Here is a 17,532-nt window from a genome sequence, read left to right on the forward strand (position 1 = left end):
GCTCAGGCCTGCAGCGTGTCGATGCGGATTTCCGATTGCAGCGTGCGATGCACCGGGCATTTGTCGGCGATGCTCATCAGCGATGCACGCTGGTCGGCCGTCAGTTCGCCGCTGATCGCGATACGCCGCTCGATTCGGTCCACCATGCCCACCTGGGTCTCGCACGTGGCGCAGTCCTTCGCGTGGATCTTCTCGTGCCGCAACTGCACCGCCACGTGTTCCAGCGGCAACGCCTTGCGCTCGGCGTACATGCGCATCGTCATCGACGTGCAGGCGCCCAGCGCCGACAGCAACAGTTCGTAGGGGTTCGGGCCGGCATCGTCGCCGCCCAATGCGGCGGGCTCGTCGGCAACGAACTCATGGCCGCCCACGCGCACGGTCTGCTGGTACCGGCCACGATGGCGCTCCGCCACCACCACTACGCCCGGTTCGGGAATTTCGGCCTGCACGTCCTCGGTCAGCGTTGGCAGGTAGTGCTGCGACCAGGCCGCGATCATGCTCGCCGCATAGGCCGCACCGGCGCGGTTCTGCAGCAGGTGGTCGGCGCCTTCCAGCGCCACGTAGCTCTTGGGCTGCGCGGCGGCCTCGAAGATCGCCAGGCCGTTCTCGACTTCCACCGTATCGTCGGTCGGCGACTGCAGCACCAGCAAGGGCTTGCCAAGCCTGGCGACCTCATCGAGCAGCGCATGGCGAGACACATCGTCGATGAACTGCCGCGCGATGCGGAACGGACGCCCCGCCAGCTTCACCTCGAGTTCGCCCTCGGCGCGGATGCGCTCGACGTTGTCGCCCAGCAAACCCAGCACGTGTCGCGGATCGCTGGGCGCGGCGATGGTCACCACGGCCCGCAACTCCGGCAGGCGGCGGGCCACGCCCAGCACGGCGGCGCCGCCCAGGCTATGGCCGATCAGCAGCGTGGGCGCCTGGCCGCGCGTACGCATATACATCGCCACAGCTCCCAGGTCGGCCAGGTTCGACGAGAAATTAGTACTGGCGAAATCGCCCTCGCTGGCGCCGATGCCGGTGAAGTCGAAGCGCAGCACGGCGATGCCCTGGGCTGTCAGCGCCCGCGCAATGCGCGTGGCCGCCAGACTGTCCTTGCCACATGTAAAGCAGTGTGCAAACAGCGCGTGTGCGCGCACCGGACCGTCTGGCCACTCCATCCGGCCAGACAGCGTGCCGCCCTGGCTGCCGGGAATCTCGATCTTTTCGACGCTCATCACCGCCCCCTGGAAACGCATTGTGCGAACTCCCGAAGCATAGTCCACGCTACGGTTTCGCGTATGGGGCATGCCCCGGCGCAAGGGCCCGCGGGCTTGCGTCTCAGGCCATGTCGATCAGCGCCGGGTCCATGTAGCGCTCGGCGTAGGTGCGATGAATGCCGGCCGCGATAAACAGGTCGAACAGTTCTGCATCGATATGGTGCTCGTTGCGCAGCCGGGTCATGATGCCCACGGCCTCGGACAGCGTCTTGGCCTTCTTGTACGGACGATCTGCCGCCGTCAAGGCCTCGAAGATATCGGCAACGCCCATCATCCTGGCCAGCGGGCTCATCTGATCGCGCTTGAGGCCCCGGGGGTAGCCGGTGCCATCCATCTTTTCGTGGTGGCCGCCCGCGATCTCGGGCACGTCACGCAGGTGTTTGGGAAATGGCAGCCGCGACAGCATGATCTGCGTCTGCACGATATGGTCCTCGATCTTGAAGCGCTCTTCCGCGGTCAGCGTGCCACGCGAAATCGTCAGGTTGTGCAACTCCCCACGATCGTAGAGATACTCGGGCGTGCGAAGCTGGAAGCCCCAGGGATTGATGTCGGCGATGTGGTCCCGCGCGGCACGTTCGATCCGGTGATCGGGCCGGTCGGCCAGCAGTGGCTCCATGACGGGCAACGGCGTGGCTGGCACGTCATGCCGGCGTGCCAGCTCCTCGTGCGAGATGCCAAGCCGGTCGTCGAGCGTGCGGCGCCAGGTGCGCGTGGCGATCTGCCTCAGGCGCTCCTGGTGCGCGGCATCCATCTGCTCGCCGCCCACGTTGCACGCCGCCACGAACGCGAATTCCTCGTCGAGTTCATGCAGCAGCGCATCGCGCCGCTCGCGCGCCGCCTGCGGGTTGTCGCCATCGGCCACGGCCTGCAGGCAGGCAATTTCCGCATCGCGCTTGAGCACCTCGAAACGCATGCGCACTTCGTGGATGCGGTCGTACAGCGTTTCCAGCTTGGTCGCCTTGTCGATGACGTGGTCGGGCGTCGTGACCTTGCCGCAGTCATGCAGCCAGGCGGCCACGTGCAGCGCCTCCCATTGCGTATCGGTGAGGTCGAACGACTGGTAAGGCCCGTCGGTGGCATCGCAGGCGGCCCGCGCCAACAGCTTGGCCAGTTCCGGCACCCGCGCGCAGTGGCCGCCGGTGTGCGGGCTCTTGGCATCGATGGCGCCGGCCAGCAGGCGGATAAACGCATCGAACAGGTCGCGCTGCGCGGTGGTGAGTTCGCCCATCTCCAGCGCGCCGGCCGACAGGCTTGCCATTGTGCTGGCAAACGCCAGCTGCGAGGCCTCGATCGGCGTGTCGCGCAGCACCAGCACGACGCCCAGCAGCGCCTGCTGGCGATTGATCAGCGGAATGACCGCGGCGTGTACCGGCGCGGCCCCCGACAGGACATCGAGCCGCGCGGCGCCCACGTCGGCAGACGTCAGATGGCCGGCGTGCGCCTTGCCTTCGCGCACGGCCGTACGTACCAGGGGCAAGGTATCGAGCGTCAGCGTCTCGTTCATCGTGGTCACCTCGGCCCCACTGCGGTCGAAGCCCACGGCCGGACTCAGGCCCTCGTCACTGGCCGTCAGGTAAAGCGCGCCCGCCTGACCGCCTGCGGCGCTGAGCGTTTCCTGCAGCAGCAGCGGCAGGAGCCGGTCGAGGCGATGCTCGGCCGATACGGCCCGCATGACGTGCAGCATGCGCTGGATGGTGCCGCGCATCTGGTCCATCGTCACCGCAAGAGCGTTCACCTCGCCGATACGCGAGCGCACCGACACCGGACGCACGAAATCGAAGCGCCGTACGGCGTCGGCCTCGGCGGCCAGCGATTGCAGCGGCCGCGCCACGCTGCGTGCCACCAGCCAGGTGACCGGCAACGCCAGCAGCAGCACCAGCCCGGTCAGGGCCATGCCCAGCGCAGCCTGCTGCCGGGCGTCGTGCAGCAGTTCCGCCTGCGGGATGGCCGACACCAGCACCAGCGAATCCGGATCCTTGGGGTTGAGGCGGTCGACCGACGTGTACCAGTCCTCGCCATCGGCTCGCTCCAGCGCCATGCCATGTGCCCCCGCCGACGGGTCGGGCGGGGTCGCCACGCCGGCGGCCAGTCGCGTGAAGACGGCCAGTCCGTAGTCTTCGGGGCGGCCCGCCGGATTCATGTTCAGCGAGTCTGGCGCGGCAACGGATTCGGGCGGCTTGCGGTTGATCGCCACCAGCACGCCCTTCTGGTCCAGCAAGGCCAGCACCGCCCGTGGCGTCAACGTTTCGTGGTTCAGCAGTTGTCCCAGTGCGTCCAGGCGAAAGTCGCCGCCGACAACTGCCTGGCGATTGGCCGTACGCACGGCCAGCGTCGCGCCGGACTCGCGGTCGGAGTAGAACATGTACGGATCTGTGCGCACCACCGTGCCGGAAGCCATGGCCTCGGTGTACCAGGGCCGCGTGCGTGCGTCGAAGCGGGCGGCAAGCTCGGCGGCGGGGGCCTCGCCGATGGGGTGCAGGTCGGCAGTCATGTAGTAGTAGCGACCCACCGCGCTGCCGCTGTCGTGGTCGACGCTTTGCACCAGGAATGCCGCGCTTGCAGGCGCCTTGTAGGCGGCGCGCTCGCCTTCGTCGCGCAGCGGACGCATATAGAAGAAGCTGCCGTCGGCATAGCCGAGATACAGCGCCTGCAGGATTGGGGAGCTTTCCAGCGCGTCGCGCATCAGCGCCATGCGCTGCCTGCGCTGCGCCAGCGTCGTGGCATCGGCCAGCGAACTGTGGCTGAGCAGCCTGACCGCCATCTGGGCGGGTTGCAGCAGGTTCTCGACTTCCTCCAGGCTTTCGCGGCTGACGCGCTGCGTGGTGTCCGTCACCGACCGCTCCAGCGCGGCCTTGGTCATCACGTAGTTGATGCCGCAGACCAGCGCCCCCACCAGCAGCACCAGCGAGCCGAACCACGTCCAGATATGGAGATGGAGCGGCACGCTCCGTCGCACTGCCGTTGCCATACAGCCCTCCCGATGTGGGGTGCTTCGTGAAATGACAGTTCAGCGTCCGTCGAATCTGCGGGCCAGGCCCTTGCGCTGGAAGGCATCGACGATGAAATCGACAAACACGCGCGTCTTGGGCGGCAGCAGCTTGCGGTTGGGATAGTAAAGCGCAAGAGGGCCATTGTCAGCACACCACCCCGGCAGCAGGCGCACCAGCGCGCCGCGTTCCAGCCATGGCGCGGCGTGCGGCATCGGCAGCAGCGCCACGCCCAGCCCCTGCATCGCGGCATGGGCCATGGCTTCCGGGTCATCGAAGATCAGGCGGGTGCGCGGCTCGGCCAGGGCTTCCTCGCCAATCTGGTTGCGCAGGTTCCACAGCCGCAGGCGCCCGGTCGAGGACGACCGGCGCACGATGCCATCGAACGCGGACAGGTCGGCCGGATGCTTGGGCGGCGTCCGTCCTTCCAGATAGGCCGGCGACGCCACCGCCACCACATACGTACGTGCCAGCTCGCGCGCCACCACGCCTTCGGTCAGTTCGATGCCGCCACCGATCGCCGCGTCGAAGCCGCCGGCAATCAGGTCCACGCTCCGGTTGTCGAAGTGCCAGTCAGGAACGATGGCCGGATACATCGCCAGAAACTCGCCAAGCAGCGGCACCAGGTATTCGCGCCCGAAGGCCACGCCCATGCTGACTTTCAGCACGCCGGCCGGCCGGCCGTCTTCCTGGGCGGCGCTGGCAAACGCATCGCGCAGCGTGGCATAGGGATCGGACACCTGCCGGAAAAACTGCTCCCCGCCCATGGTCAGCGTGAGCTTGCGCGTGCTGCGCTGGAACAGCCGCAGCCCGAGATGATCCTCGAGCCGGGCCACGTTCTTGCTGATCGCCGCCGGCGTCAGCCCAAGCCGGCGGGCCGCAGCCGAAAAGCTGCCCGTCTCGGCACTCTGGATAAACGATTCAAGCAGGTTCAGGGCGTCCATGCCCACAAGCTTATACCAACGGTTGAAAAAGTTGATCTTAATTTGTGACTACCGGTAGGGGATCGCAAAAACCATACTTCGCTCACCAACCCCTCACCTGAAAGGAAACCGATCATGACCTCGCTCTCGAACAAAGTTGCCTTCGTTACCGGTGGTGCACGCGGCATCGGCGCCGCCGTGGTACGCCGCCTGGCGCGGGACGGCGCCGCCGTCGCCTTTACGTACCAGAGCTCCGGCGCCGCCGCGCAGGAACTGGTGGAATCGATCCAGGCTGCCGGCGGCCGCGCCAAGGCCTACCGCGCAGACGCCGCCGACGCCGCCGCGCTCACCAGCGCCATCAACGACGCCGCCATCCATTTCGGCCGGATCGACATTCTGGTGAACAACGCCGGCGTGCTGTTCCTGGGCCCGGTCGAAGGCTTTTCGCTAGACGACTTCGACAAGACACTCGCCGTGAACGTACGCGCCGTGTTTGTCGCCAGCAAGGCCGTGCTGTCGCATATGGGTGAAGGTGGCCGCATCATCAACATCGGCAGCACCAACGCCGACCGCATGCCGTTCGCGGGCGGTGCCGCCTACGCGATGAGCAAGTCGGCCCTGAAGGGCCTGGTGCAAGGCATGGCGCGCGACCTCGGGCCCAAGGGCATCACCGTCAACAACGTGCAGCCAGGCCCGGTCAACACCGACATGAACCCGGAAAACTCGGAATTCGCCACATCGCTGCACGGCCTGATGGCCCTGCCGCGTCACGGAAAGCCCGACGAAATCGCCAGCATGGTCGCCTACCTGGCGGGCCCGGAAGCGAGCTTCGTGACCGGTGCCAGCCTGAACGTGGACGGCGGTTTCGCGGCGTAATACCGGAAGCCCCCGGGGCGTGACGGCAGCGTCCACCCGGGCCATGCCAGCCCCTTCCCCCATGCGGGCAAGGGGCTGGCTGTCGTCATGCGGCCGGCCGGTTGACGCCTCAAGCCAGCGGACGGACATCCAACCTCCCCATGAACTCCCGGCACCGGATACGACGCGTGGCGCCACAAAGTTGCGAACAACAAGCGTTGTGAGACAATCGCAGGCGTTTTCCGGGCGATTTCCCGGCATACCTTCTAAGCGCCCCGTACATGTCCAGTACCACCCAGCACACTCCGGCCACCACCGAGGGCATCGATCCCTGGTCGCATCTCGACGAAGCCGGCACCGGGCTGAACGTCAACGATTTTCTGACGACCATGCTGAGCCAGCTGGTAACGGCCTTGCGCAGCAGCGTGACCGAGCCCTATGCGACGCAATTCGACCTGACCGTACCGGAATGGCGCATCCTGGCGCTGCTGGCGCACGGCGAGCCGATGTCGTTCGCGGAGCTGGTAAAGCAGTCGACGTCGGACAAGGCCCTGGTCAGCCGCACGCTGCGACTGCTCGAAGACCGCGGCCTTGTCACGCTGGAATCGGAAGGCACGACGCCCCGCAAGCGCCTGTCCTGCAAGATCAGCGATGCCGGCGCCGCGCTTCACGCGCAGGTGATCCCGCTGGCGCGGCGCGGCCAGGCTTCGGTGATCCGCCTGCTGACGCCCGAGGAGCGGCTGGGACTCTATACCGGCCTGCGCAAGCTGCATGGCATCTGCACCGGCGCCGGCAGGGAATAGGCACCATCGCAGCATCGGCAACAATCGCTTCGCTTGATCGCCACGCTGCGTTCAGTCAGGGCACAAGCCGCGCAGCCAGTCAGCGGCGCCTGATGACGAGTTCGAGCACGCGGTCCAGCTTGGCGTCCATCGACGTCAGTTGCGTCTCCAGCTTGTTCAACCGCTCGTCGGTCCGATCGACTCGCGCCTCCAGGCGGTCCATCCGTTTGCCCATCGCATCAAACTGGCCGTTGAACCGCTTGTCCATCTCGTCGAAACGCACATTCACCCGCTTGTCCAGTTCCTCGATACTTCGCGTCACGGCAACCAGCTTGTCGGCCATCGACGCGTTGATCGTTGTCATGATGTAGAGCACGAACATCACCCCCGCCCCCACCATGGCGAGGACGGGCGCCCAGTCCGCCACGCCGTGGCGCCCTGGGCGCGGCCCTCTTGCGTAGCCGGATGCGCCCGGCCGGCCAGCTTGCGGCTTCGTATCGATTGCGTCGTTGGCGCAGTGTTCTGCCGTTGTGGAGCTTCGAAAAATCATCATGATTGACCCCTGAACAAGGTTTGCCTGTCTGTGGCCCGCTCTTCGGTGGGCGGACTTCATCACACGGGACCACCATACCGCAGCGCGCATCCATCCGAAATCGTATTTGTCTCATCGCGCCCAGAATCAGATTGCTCTCATACGACACAAAGGCCACCCGACGCGCATCGGTGGCGCTCGCCCCGGGTTGCGATGGCGCAAATTACAAACGCCGGTAAGTCGGTGCTGCCGGTTGCCAGATCGAATGCCGGCCAGCCGCCAGCCGACGCGCATGGGCCGCTGGTATGAAACCTGCACCAGCAGATTTCCGCATCCGCATCCAGCCAGGAGACGCCCATGGCCGCCTATGACCCCAACGACATCAATCCATCCAACGCCCAGCAGAAATTGCAGGCCGATACCCGGCAACTGGCCAAGGATCTGGATGACCTGCTTGCGCAGTTGCCGAACCTGACGGGCGAAGCGATCGAGACTGCCAAGCAGACCTTCCTGACAAAGGCAGCCCAGGGATCGGACAAGCTGGCATCGATCAAGGCATCGGTCACCGACAGCATGTCGCGCGGGCAGGAATGCGTGACCGAATACACGCACCGCGAGCCGGTCAAGGCGCTGGGCATGGCCCTGGGCCTCGGCATCCTGCTGGGCGCGCTGCTGTGTCGGCCGATGCGCCACGGGGACCGCTACGACGACTGACGCGACTGACACAACGGCATGCCGCCAGGCTGAATCAGGCAGCCAGGACGCCCTGTACCGGTGCGCCGGGCAAGGCTGCGCGCAGGATGTCCGCGAGCCGCTCCACCTCGGGCGGCATCGTTGCCGACGCTCGTACCATTGCCAGCGACATCGATGGCAACGCGGGCAGGCCGCACTCCCCGGCCTGCAGCGCGCGCACGCCTGCGGGCAACCCGTAGCGCGACCGCACTGTCAGCCCAAGCCCGGCTGCGGCCGCGGCCCACAATCCGCCAAGATTCGGACTCGAGAACGTCACCCGCCAGGGTATGCCGGCGCGCTCCAGCGCAGCCATGGCAGCCGAATGGAACTGGCACGGGCGATCAAAGGCCACCAACGGCAACGGCTCGCCATCGCCCGGTTGCCAGGGGATCGTCGCCGCCCCCGTGGCCGCCCCTACCCAGCACATCGGCACATCGTCGATGCGTTCGACGAACCGGTGTCCCATCGCGTAGCCGGCAACATCGTCCGACACTGCGGGATGCATGTCGGCCCACACCAGCGCCAGATCGCAGCGCCCCGTGTCGATCCGTTCCAGCAGGTCGGCATTGCGTGACACCACCGCCTCGATGCGCACCTTCGGGTGCGCCCGGGCGAAGCGGCCCAGTACCTCGGGCAGCAATCCTTCACCGAATTCCTCCTGCAGACCGAGACGTATGCCGCCCGCGAGGTCGACCCCACGCACCGCACTGACCGCTTCGTCGTTCAGCTCCACCAGGCGGCGTGCATAGCGAAGCATCGCCTCGCCGGCGGCCGTGAGCGCCAGCCCGCGCCCGGACTTGCGGAACAACGGGGTGCCCGCCTGCTCCTCAAGCTTCCGGATCTGGGCACTGATGGCCGACGTGGAGCGGCCTACGCGGTCGGCGGCGCGGGCAAAACTGCCCAGTTCCATGCCAGCCAGAAGGCTACGCAGCGCAGCCAGATCGAGATTGGTTCGGGACATCGCAACCATCCTGTTTTATCGAACGAATCGTGAAATATTTTCTGATTTTCAGGATGAATTCTCGGTGACAGACTGGTTCGCGTCAAACGACTCTCCATTCACCTGTCACCCATGACCTCGCACACCGCTCCACTTTCCGTAGCGCCGGCCCGGCGCCTGGCCCCTTCCCATCGCTGGAAAGTACTGGGCGTTGGCGTGGCGGCCAACGCCAGCGTACTGGCCGCCGTGAGCGGCATCCCGACAACGGCCGTCTGGATGCGCACCGGCTATCAGCTGGACACCGCGCAAGTCGGCCTGGCCGTGGGCGCGCTCGGCCTGGGCACCGCGTTGTCCGAACTGCCCTGGGGTCTGGCCGCCGACCGATGGGGCGACCGCCCCGTGTTGCTGGGCGGACTGGCCGCCACCAGCGCGGCGTTGCTGGCGATGGCAATCTGGCTGACACCAGCCATCGGATCGACCGCACATATTCCCTCGCTGTCATGGCTGGTGCTGGCAATGACGCTGGTCGGCCTGGTCGGTGGCAGCGTCAACGGCGCCAGCGGTCGCGCGGTCATGCGCTGGTTCCATGAAGGCGAGCGCGGACTTGCCATGAGCATCCGCCAGACTGCGGTGCCGATGGGCGGCGGCATTGGCGCGCTGACCCTGCCATGGCTGGCATCGACCTTCGGCTTTGCCTGGGCCTTTGGCTGGGTCGCACTGCTGTGCGGCGTCTCTGCCGTTCTCACCTGGTGCTGGCTACATGAACCCCCTGACTTCCAGGCGACGGCCGCGGCCCGGTTGCGCAGCCCGAATCCGCTTGGCCGGGCGGCCGTTTGGCGCATCGTGCTGGCTATCGGCCTGCTTTGCGTGCCGCAATTCGCAGTGCTGACGTTCGCATCGATCTTCCTGCACGACTACGTGCATGCCGGGCTTGGCGCGATCACGGCCACGCTGGTCACGATCCAGGCGGGCGCGATGGTCACGCGTGTCTGGAGCGGTCGCTGGACGGACCGGCACGACAACCGCCGCGCCTATCTGCGTGGCTGCGCGCTGATGACCGTGGCGGCCTTCCTGCTGCTGGCTGCCTGCGTGCATGGCAGTTCCGCAGGCGCCCGGCTGATGGCCGTGGTGCCAGTGATGCTGGCGCTCGCCGGTATCGCGGTATCCGCTTGGCACGGCGTGGGTTACACCGAACTGGCTGCCATGGCCGGGGCCGACCGCGCGGGCACCGCGCTGGGCATGGCCAACACCGTGGTGTTCTTCGGATTCTTCGTGACGCCGCTTGTCCTGCCGCTCTGGCTGGCGCAGACGTCGTGGTCAGTGGTCTGGGCGACGACGGCCCTGGTGGCGCTGGGCGTCTGGCCGCTGTTTCCGCCTCCGGCCAGGCGCCAGACGAACCGGCCATGAACCCGGCCCACACACTGACCGAACAGAATCTACACACACGCCATTCGAAGTCACTAAAGACATATTTACCAAAATCATCACTATGCTTTCCCGTGAACTTTGATTCAATGGATTCGAACGGCCAGTCTTGCGAGACGGCAGACGGGGCAGGCACAACGAGGAGCGATCGCCATGCGCGTGCCACGCAAGCGCGTACCACCATCACACCACAGACACTGCTGCGCCTGTCTTCTGATGCTGCTGGCAGGCACGGCGCTGGCGGCCGAAGACACGGGACCCGTGCAGCAGGACGCCCCGCGCGGCGCCGCGATGGCAAATCAATGCACGCAAGCCAACCAGTGTCCGCTGTTCGATGATGTGTACGCTGCCACGCCAGCGTTCCGCCATGCGTTGTCGCTGAGCCTGCGCCATGGCGGCGAGCAGGTGCCGGACTGGGTCAAGGACAAGCTGCCCGGCGGCAAGGCACGCAGTGACCCACCTCCTGCGGTAACGGCGTCGGCCATGCTGCCGCTGCGGATCGACGAGCGGCCCTACCTGCTCGGCCGGATGACCGATCCGGAAAACCCCGCCCACCGGGTTGCCGCGCTGTACGACACGCAGCGAGGCATCGCCACCGTGCACTATGTCGGCAAGGATGGCGATCCGCTCCTGCTTGGCGACGATGCCGAGATCCTGCGCAAGGTGATGACCGACTACCTGAATGCCGATTCGCCCTTCGCGCGGTCGCTGGCACGCCCCGATGTTGCCTTGCCCATCCCGGTGAGCAGCCAATGAGCGGCGGCCACAAGACCCTGTTCCATGTGCTCTGCACGGCAATGGCGGCAACGCCGCTCCTGGCTCGCGCGCTAGGCCCCGGCACCATCAACACGACGGTCGTCAACGACGGATCGACTGGCGACCAGACGATTGTCGGCAACACCACGGTGACAACCTCCGGCACGACATCCGCCACGTCGGTGACGGCCGGCACGCTGACGCTGGATCCCAATGCAGCCGGGTTCGCGGCCGGTCCGATCGGTATCCAGTCGGTCAACGGGGTTGGACTCTTCGCGAATTCCGGCAGCGCGGCAGCAAACATCGTTTCGCTCCCGGGCGTCACGGTAGCCACGTCCGGATCGGGCACCGGGGCGGTGGCGTACGGCACGGCGGCCAGCATCACCGCCAGCGGCCTGAACATCCTGAACACGGGCACCGGAAGCAGCAGCGGCTATGGCGCCGTGGCCGAGAGCGGCGGGCGTATCACCCTCACCGACAGTACCGTGAGCGTTACCCAGCCCAATGCCATTGCCCTGGGCACGTCTGGCGCGGGCAGCAGCCTCACGCTGCAAGGCAACAACACGATTTCGTCCAGCGGCGCGCGCTCGGTCGGACTCTACGCGAACAACGGCGGCACGTTCACGCTGCCGGCCGGCACGCAGATAAACATGAACGGTCAAGGCAGTACCGGCATCGTGCTCGAAGCCTCGCCGCAGGCAGACACCGCCATCGGCAACGGCTTGTCGATCCACCTGACCGGCTCGGGTGAGACGTACCTCAACGGTAGTGCCGGGGTGGTGGCATTCGGCGGATCTACCGCGACATTCCGCGGCCTGACCATCGACGGTGCCGACGCCAGCTCCGGCGTGGTGGCATATGCCGGCGATCCGCGCTTCACCGGCGCCGCCAACGCCGGCACCAGTTCAAGTGTCACGCTTGCGGATTCGCTCATCACGATCAACCGTGCAGGCAGCACCACCATGACCGTCAGCGCGTCGCCAGGTGCAGCCCTGGTCAGTAATACCGGCACCGCGTCGAACCTGGTCAGTGTCAATAACTCCACGCCGGCCGGGCTGCGCGCGTCGCCCAGCAGCAACGGGTCGCTTCAGTCCCAAAGCACGATCAACGCAACCAACACCACCATCAACATGAATGCGTCGGACGGCTATGGCGTATATGCCGGCGCGCGAACGATTTCAGGGCTGAACAGCATCAACCTGACCGGCAGCACGGTCAACACCCCGGCGGCAGGCAGCTACGCACTGGGTGCGGACCAGAACGGATTCGTGAGCGCCACGAATTCCACCGTCACCGCCTCGGGCTCAGGCGCCCTCTATCTCGTGACTGGCCAGACCGTGACGGGCGGCGTCGGCCCCACGATCGCACTGACAGACACAAAAGTCACGACCACCGGCAGCACGCTGGGCATCTACACGCAGAATTACTCGGAAACGCTCACCAATCGCGTCATCGTGACGGGCGGCGAAATCACCGCGCCCAACGGCCGCGCCATCTACGCGTTCGGCGGCCCCACCACCATCACCGCCGACCGGACATCGATAACGGGCGGCACCCAGTTGCTGCGCGCGGTCGCGCCCAACCCCACCCCGCCCGGCACGCCGCCGCCGCAGGCAACGCTGGTCGATATCACGGCCCAGAACGGCAGCGTACTGGCGGGCAACGTCGTCGTCGATGACGCCGCCACCGCCAACCTGGCGCTGGCCACGGCGTCGCGCTGGTCTGGCGCGTCCCTGGGGGCGTCCAATGTCAGTGTCGACGGCACCAGCACGTGGTCCGTCACCGGCGATTCCACCGTCCGGCAGCAGGTGGCGAACGCTGGCACCGTGGCATTCACGGCACCCACCGGCGGCACGTTCAAGACGCTGACCACACGCAATTACGTGGGCAACGGCGGCGTGCTGGGCGTCAACACCGCGCTCGGTACCGACGGCTCTCCATCCGACAAGCTCGTCATCGATGGCGGCACGGCGTCCGGCACGTCTGGTTTACGAGTCACCAATGCCGGCGGCCAGGGGGCGCTGACCCACAGCAACGGGATTCTGGTGGTGGACGTCGTCAACGGCGGCACTACCGGAGCCAGCGCGTTCACGCAGTCTGGCCGTGCCGTCGCCGGCGTCTACGAATACCGCCTGTTCCGAGGCGCCGCCGATGGCACGAACCCTGACGCCTGGTATCTGCGCAGCGAGCGGGCCGATCCGCCAACGCCGCCCACACCCCCGGCGCCCAATCCCGATGTGATCGTGCCGCTGTTCCGGCCCGAGGTAGGCGCCTACCTGGCCAACCAGCGGCTGGCGGCGGGGTTCCTCGTGCACAGCCTGCACGACCGGCTGGGCGAGCCGCAATGGACCGAGCAACAAACCTTCGAGAACGACGACCAGAAACGGGGGGCGGGCTGGGTGCGCCTTGTCGGCAAGGACATCGGCTCGCGCACCAGCAACGGCACCTTCGACGCACAGAGCACGGCATGGATGCTCCAGCTTGGCGGGGACGTCGCACAGTGGTCGCTTTTCCGGGGCGACGACCGCCTGCACCTGGGTGGCATGCTCGGGTACAACTGGGGATCGAGCACGGGGCGCGCCGCCGGCAACCCGTTCAAGGCAGACAGCGACGTGCAAGGCGTGAACGTCGGCGTCTACGGCACCTGGTTCCAGAACGACAAGTCCCGCCTGGGCTGGTACACCGACCTGTGGATGCAGTTCGGCTGGTTCAACAACCACGTCAACGGCGAACTGCTGCAGCAGGCCAGCTACAACTCGAAGGTGCTCGCGCTATCCGCCGAGACCGGCTATGCCTGGCTGCCCAGCCACACGCGGGATTGGGTGGTCGAACCGCAGGCCCAGGTCATCTACGTCCGGGGCTACCAGGGCACCTTCACCGAACCGTCGGGCACGCAGGTCGGCGGCGCGGATTCGGATGGCATCATCACCCGGCTGGGCGTGCGGCTGCATCGCACCTGGATCGACGACAAGGGCCACCGCTACCAGCCCTACCTGACTCTCAACTGGTGGCACGACAGCGTCGACAACAATGTCGCGCTGAACGGCGTGTCGATGGGCGACCTCTATCCGAGCAACCGCTACGAGGTCAAGCTGGGGCTCGACGTGCAGGGGCGCAAGGGCTGGACCGGCTGGAGCAACGTCGGATGGCAGTGGGGATCGCAGGCCTACCACGCATTCATCGGGCGCCTGGGGGTCAAATACACGTGGTAACAGGCCGGCAGGCGTGAGGTTGGCACACCAAACGCGACCCGGCCTGATGCACGCACGTCAGCGCATGTCACTGACGGCTGACCGGATCTCCTGCCTGAGCCACACGGCCGCGGCATCGGCCTGCGTACGCCGGTTGTGAATCAGCTCGATGTCGAATGCGGTATCGGCAAGCTCCTCGGGCACTTCATGGATCTGCACCTCGGGGGACGCCAGTCTCAGTGCCACCCGCCTGGCAACGGTCGCCACCAGATCGCTGTGCGCCACTGCCAGCGGCAGTGCCACGATATGCGAGAACGTGGCTGCGACACGCCGTTGCAGGCCCAGCTTGTCCAGCCTGCCGTCGATGACCCCGCGCCGCGATCCACTATCGCCCGGAGCAAACAGCGCATGAGGCAGCTGCAGATAGGTCTTCAGGTCGATGCCGCGGCGCCGGCCACGCGTACCTAGCTGTGGATGCGAACGGCTGGCGATGCAGACAAAGTCTTCCTCGTACAGCCTGGTCTGCACCATGCGCTTCGGTGCGGCGAGGTGTCCGCCAATCGCAACGTCCACCACGCCCTGATCGAGTTGCTCGTAGAGGGCAGCGCGGTCAAGCGCCATGATCCGCAGATCGATGTCCGGCGCCTGCCGCCTGAGCCGGCCGATCACATGCGGCAACAGGACGATGTCGGCGTAGTCGGTGGCCGCGATGGTAAAGCTCCGCCCGGCCGGCGCGGCCGGGTCGAACGCCACCGACTGGCCCACGGCCTGGCGAACGTGGTCGAGCGCAGACGAAATACCCGGCATCAGCGCGTGCGCCAGCTCCGTGGGCTGCATGCCGGCATGGGTGCGCACAAACAGATCGTCGCCAAACAGCGCCCGCAGCCGGGTCAGCGCATTGCTCACCGACGGCTGGGCGCGGTTCAGGCGCTTGCCGGCCAGCGTGACACTGCGCGTCTGATATAGCGCCTCGAACGCCACGAGAAGGTTCAGGTCGATCCGGGATAGATTCATGCCATGAATTTAACGGATATCGAATATCCATTTCAAGAATCCCGCGCCGGTCGTTACGATGGGCCATCTCATTTCCCATTCGCCTCTCCTGAGAGCAGCGCCAAATGCAAACCGTACTTGTCACCGGCATCGAGCCATTCGATGGCGAAACCCTGAATCCTTCATGGGAAGCGGCCCGCGCCGTCGATGCGCGCGTGATTGGCGGCGCCCGTGTGGTGGCGCGCCAGCTGCCCTGCGTCATCGCCGACGTCCGGCAGGCACTATTGCACGCCATCGCAGAGGTCGATCCCGTCGTCGTTCTGTGCCTGGGACAAGCGGGCGGACGCAGCGACGTATCGATCGAACGGGTGGCAATCAACGTCGTGGACGCGCGCATTCCCGACAACGCCGGCCGGCAACCCGTCGACGAACCCGTGATCCCCGGCGGCCCCGTCGCCTATTTCTCCGCGCTCCCGATCAAGGCACTGGTCAGGCGCTTGCGCGCGTCGAGCATCCCCGCATCGGTCTCGCAGTCCGCAGGCACATACAACTGCAACGCCATCTTCTATTCGCTGCTGCATTGCATCGCAACCGAACGGCCGACGCTGCGCGGTGGCTTCATCCACGTGCCGTACCTGCCGCAGATGGCCGCTGCGCACCCTGGCGCGCCGAGCATGGATATTGGCACGCTGATCGCCGCCGTCGAGGTCATGGTAGCCACCGCACTGGAAGTGTCCGTCGATCTCAAGGAAATCGGGGGCGCCACGCACTAGCCGCATAACGGCATGCGAAATCGGTCGTTACCGGTCGCGAGAATTGCTGCACGATGTCTTTCGTGCTCATTCCACGAGAGACCCGAAGGACAACTGCATGCCATTTCAAGAATCCATCGCGCCCGCTGTCGCTACCGACGCGGCAGCGGTACCCCGGCCGCCGGCGCCTGAACCGCAGATTCCGGCCCCGGATGTGGCCGTGCTGCGCCAGCGCGCGCAGGCACTGCTGCCCGCCATCGCGCAAGATGCTGCGCAGCGAGAAGGCCGCCGCGAACTGCCTTTCGACTTTGCCCGCCAGGTAGCCAATGCCGGCCTGCTGACCTTCCGCATCCCGAAGGCGTATGGTGGCCCCGGTGGCAGCATGCGCGACGCGATCCGCTTTGTGCAGGAACTGGCCGCCGTCGATGCAAACCTGGCTCAGGCATTGCGGCCCAACTTTGGACTCATCGAAGGGCTGCTCGCGGGTCAGGACAATGACGCCGAGCGCAAGCGCTGGTTTGATCGGCTGCTGGCGGGCCACATCGTCGGCAACGGTGGCGTGGAGCGCGGCGGCAAGCATGGCGCCATTCAGGCCACTATCGTGCGCCAGGCCGATCACTACGTGGTCAACGGCACCAAGTACTACAGTACCGGCGCGCTCTATGCCGACTGGATCAGCTCCATTGCCGTGGACGAGGCTGGCAAGGAAACGCACTTCGCGGTGCCTCGCGAGCGAGCCGGCATGACGTTGGTCGACGATTTCGACACCATCGGCCAGCGCTTGACTGCCAGCGGCACCACGCAATTCACGAACATGCGTGTCGAGGCGGACGAACTGCGCGCCAGCCATCTTCCGCGCGACCGCCGCAATCCGGTCTCGCCGGTCTTCCAGCTGTTTCTTGCCGCCACGGAAGCCGGCATCGCACGCAACGCCCTGAACGATGCGGTCTGGTTCGCGCGCAACAAGGCCCGGCCGATCAAGCACAGTTCGGCGGAGCGATCGGTGGACGATCCCTACGTGCAGGAAACGATTGGCCAGATTGCCGCGCAGGTGTTTGCGGCCGAAGCCGCCACGCTGCGCGCCGCGGATTCCATAGACGCTGCGTGGGCGGACAACCTGAGCAACGCATCGCTGACGCAGGCATCCACCGACGTCGCCCAGGCGCAGTACTTCGCCGTGGCGGCCGCGCTGAAGAGTGCCGAGCTGGCGTTCGATGTCGGCGGGGCATCCACCTGCGACCGCCAGTACAACCTTGACCGGCACTGGCGCAATGCCCGCACCGTAGCCAATCACAATCCGCGTCAATGGAAGGCCGCGGCTGTCGGCGCATGGCTGCTGAAGGACGAACCGCCGCCTACCACCGGCCTCTTCTGAAGAGCTGCCGCTGTGCCCCGATGGGCA

Annotated in this window: 14 protein-coding genes; 8 read left to right on the forward strand and 6 right to left on the reverse strand. The window is 66.4% G+C overall.

The annotated features are described in order from the left end of the window. Positions 1-2 precede the first annotated feature (2 nt). The 3 genes from ACOABP_RS22330 to ACOABP_RS22340 form a co-directional block, all read right to left on the reverse strand. Positions 3-1,241 carry a bifunctional alpha/beta hydrolase/OsmC family protein gene (locus ACOABP_RS22330; RefSeq protein ID WP_474230352.1) on the reverse strand — a complete coding sequence of 413 codons (1,239 nt, stop codon included), beginning with the start codon at positions 1,239-1,241 and terminating at the stop codon, positions 3-5. 82 nt (positions 1,242-1,323) lie between these two features. Next, positions 1,324-4,230 carry an HD domain-containing phosphohydrolase gene (locus ACOABP_RS22335; protein WP_474230353.1) on the reverse strand — a complete coding sequence of 969 codons (2,907 nt, stop codon included), beginning with the start codon at positions 4,228-4,230 and terminating at the stop codon, positions 1,324-1,326. Positions 4,231-4,269: 39 nt separating this feature from the next. After that, positions 4,270-5,193, reverse strand: a complete 924-nt coding sequence (locus tag ACOABP_RS22340; RefSeq protein WP_474230354.1) for a LysR family transcriptional regulator — start codon at positions 5,191-5,193, stop codon at positions 4,270-4,272. A gap of 114 nt (positions 5,194-5,307) precedes the next feature. Between ACOABP_RS22340 and ACOABP_RS22345 the strand changes: the two genes are divergently transcribed. After that, complete coding sequence (locus ACOABP_RS22345) at positions 5,308-6,048, forward strand: SDR family oxidoreductase (protein ID WP_474230356.1); 741 nt, start codon at positions 5,308-5,310, stop codon at positions 6,046-6,048. Positions 6,049-6,308: 260 nt separating this feature from the next. Further along, positions 6,309-6,830: a MarR family winged helix-turn-helix transcriptional regulator gene (locus ACOABP_RS22350; protein ID WP_474230358.1), complete on the forward strand. Its 522-nt coding sequence runs from the start codon at positions 6,309-6,311 to the stop codon at positions 6,828-6,830. A 79-nt stretch (positions 6,831-6,909) separates the two neighbouring features. On the opposite strand, the gene ACOABP_RS22355 is transcribed toward ACOABP_RS22350, so the two are convergent. After that, positions 6,910-7,362 (reverse strand): hypothetical protein, encoded by a 453-nt coding sequence (locus tag ACOABP_RS22355; RefSeq protein WP_474230360.1) that lies wholly within the window; start codon positions 7,360-7,362, stop codon positions 6,910-6,912. Between the two features lie 336 nt (positions 7,363-7,698). Here ACOABP_RS22355 and ACOABP_RS22360 point away from each other — a divergent pair, with 336 nt between their 5' ends. After that, positions 7,699-8,055: a hypothetical protein gene (locus ACOABP_RS22360; protein WP_474230361.1), complete on the forward strand. Its 357-nt coding sequence runs from the start codon at positions 7,699-7,701 to the stop codon at positions 8,053-8,055. A gap of 34 nt (positions 8,056-8,089) precedes the next feature. Here the strand turns inward: ACOABP_RS22360 and ACOABP_RS22365 are convergent, their stop codons facing one another. Further along, positions 8,090-9,034 carry a LysR substrate-binding domain-containing protein gene (locus ACOABP_RS22365; protein ID WP_474230363.1) on the reverse strand — a complete coding sequence of 315 codons (945 nt, stop codon included), beginning with the start codon at positions 9,032-9,034 and terminating at the stop codon, positions 8,090-8,092. 111 nt (positions 9,035-9,145) lie between these two features. Here ACOABP_RS22365 and ACOABP_RS22370 point away from each other — a divergent pair, with 111 nt between their 5' ends. From ACOABP_RS22370 to ACOABP_RS22380, 3 genes are all read left to right on the forward strand, one after another. Further along, on the forward strand, positions 9,146-10,420 hold the full coding sequence (locus ACOABP_RS22370; RefSeq protein WP_474230364.1) for an MFS transporter: 1,275 nt from the start codon (positions 9,146-9,148) through the stop codon (positions 10,418-10,420). Between the two features lie 234 nt (positions 10,421-10,654). Next, positions 10,655-11,194 carry a hypothetical protein gene (locus ACOABP_RS22375; RefSeq protein ID WP_474230366.1) on the forward strand — a complete coding sequence of 180 codons (540 nt, stop codon included), beginning with the start codon at positions 10,655-10,657 and terminating at the stop codon, positions 11,192-11,194. Beyond that, positions 11,191-14,406: an autotransporter family protein gene (locus ACOABP_RS22380; protein ID WP_474230367.1), complete on the forward strand. Its 3,216-nt coding sequence runs from the start codon at positions 11,191-11,193 to the stop codon at positions 14,404-14,406. Before ACOABP_RS22375 ends, ACOABP_RS22380 begins: the two co-directional genes overlap by 4 nt. A 57-nt stretch (positions 14,407-14,463) precedes the next feature. Here the strand turns inward: ACOABP_RS22380 and ACOABP_RS22385 are convergent, their stop codons facing one another. Then, a complete protein-coding gene (locus ACOABP_RS22385; protein ID WP_474230369.1) occupies positions 14,464-15,399 on the reverse strand; it encodes a LysR family transcriptional regulator in 936 nt (311 codons plus the stop codon). Positions 15,400-15,503: 104 nt separating this feature from the next. On the opposite strand from ACOABP_RS22385, the gene pcp reads away from it, so the two are divergent. Together pcp and ACOABP_RS22395 are read left to right on the forward strand one after the other, a co-directional pair. Further along, positions 15,504-16,151, forward strand: a complete 648-nt coding sequence (pcp, locus tag ACOABP_RS22390) for a pyroglutamyl-peptidase I (RefSeq protein ID WP_474230371.1) — start codon at positions 15,504-15,506, stop codon at positions 16,149-16,151. 97 nt (positions 16,152-16,248) lie between these two features. Beyond that, on the forward strand, positions 16,249-17,505 hold the full coding sequence (locus tag ACOABP_RS22395; RefSeq protein ID WP_474230373.1) for an acyl-CoA dehydrogenase family protein: 1,257 nt from the start codon (positions 16,249-16,251) through the stop codon (positions 17,503-17,505). The last annotated feature ends 27 nt before the right edge of the window (positions 17,506-17,532 follow it).

Source organism: Cupriavidus sp. HE11 (genome assembly GCF_056097175.1).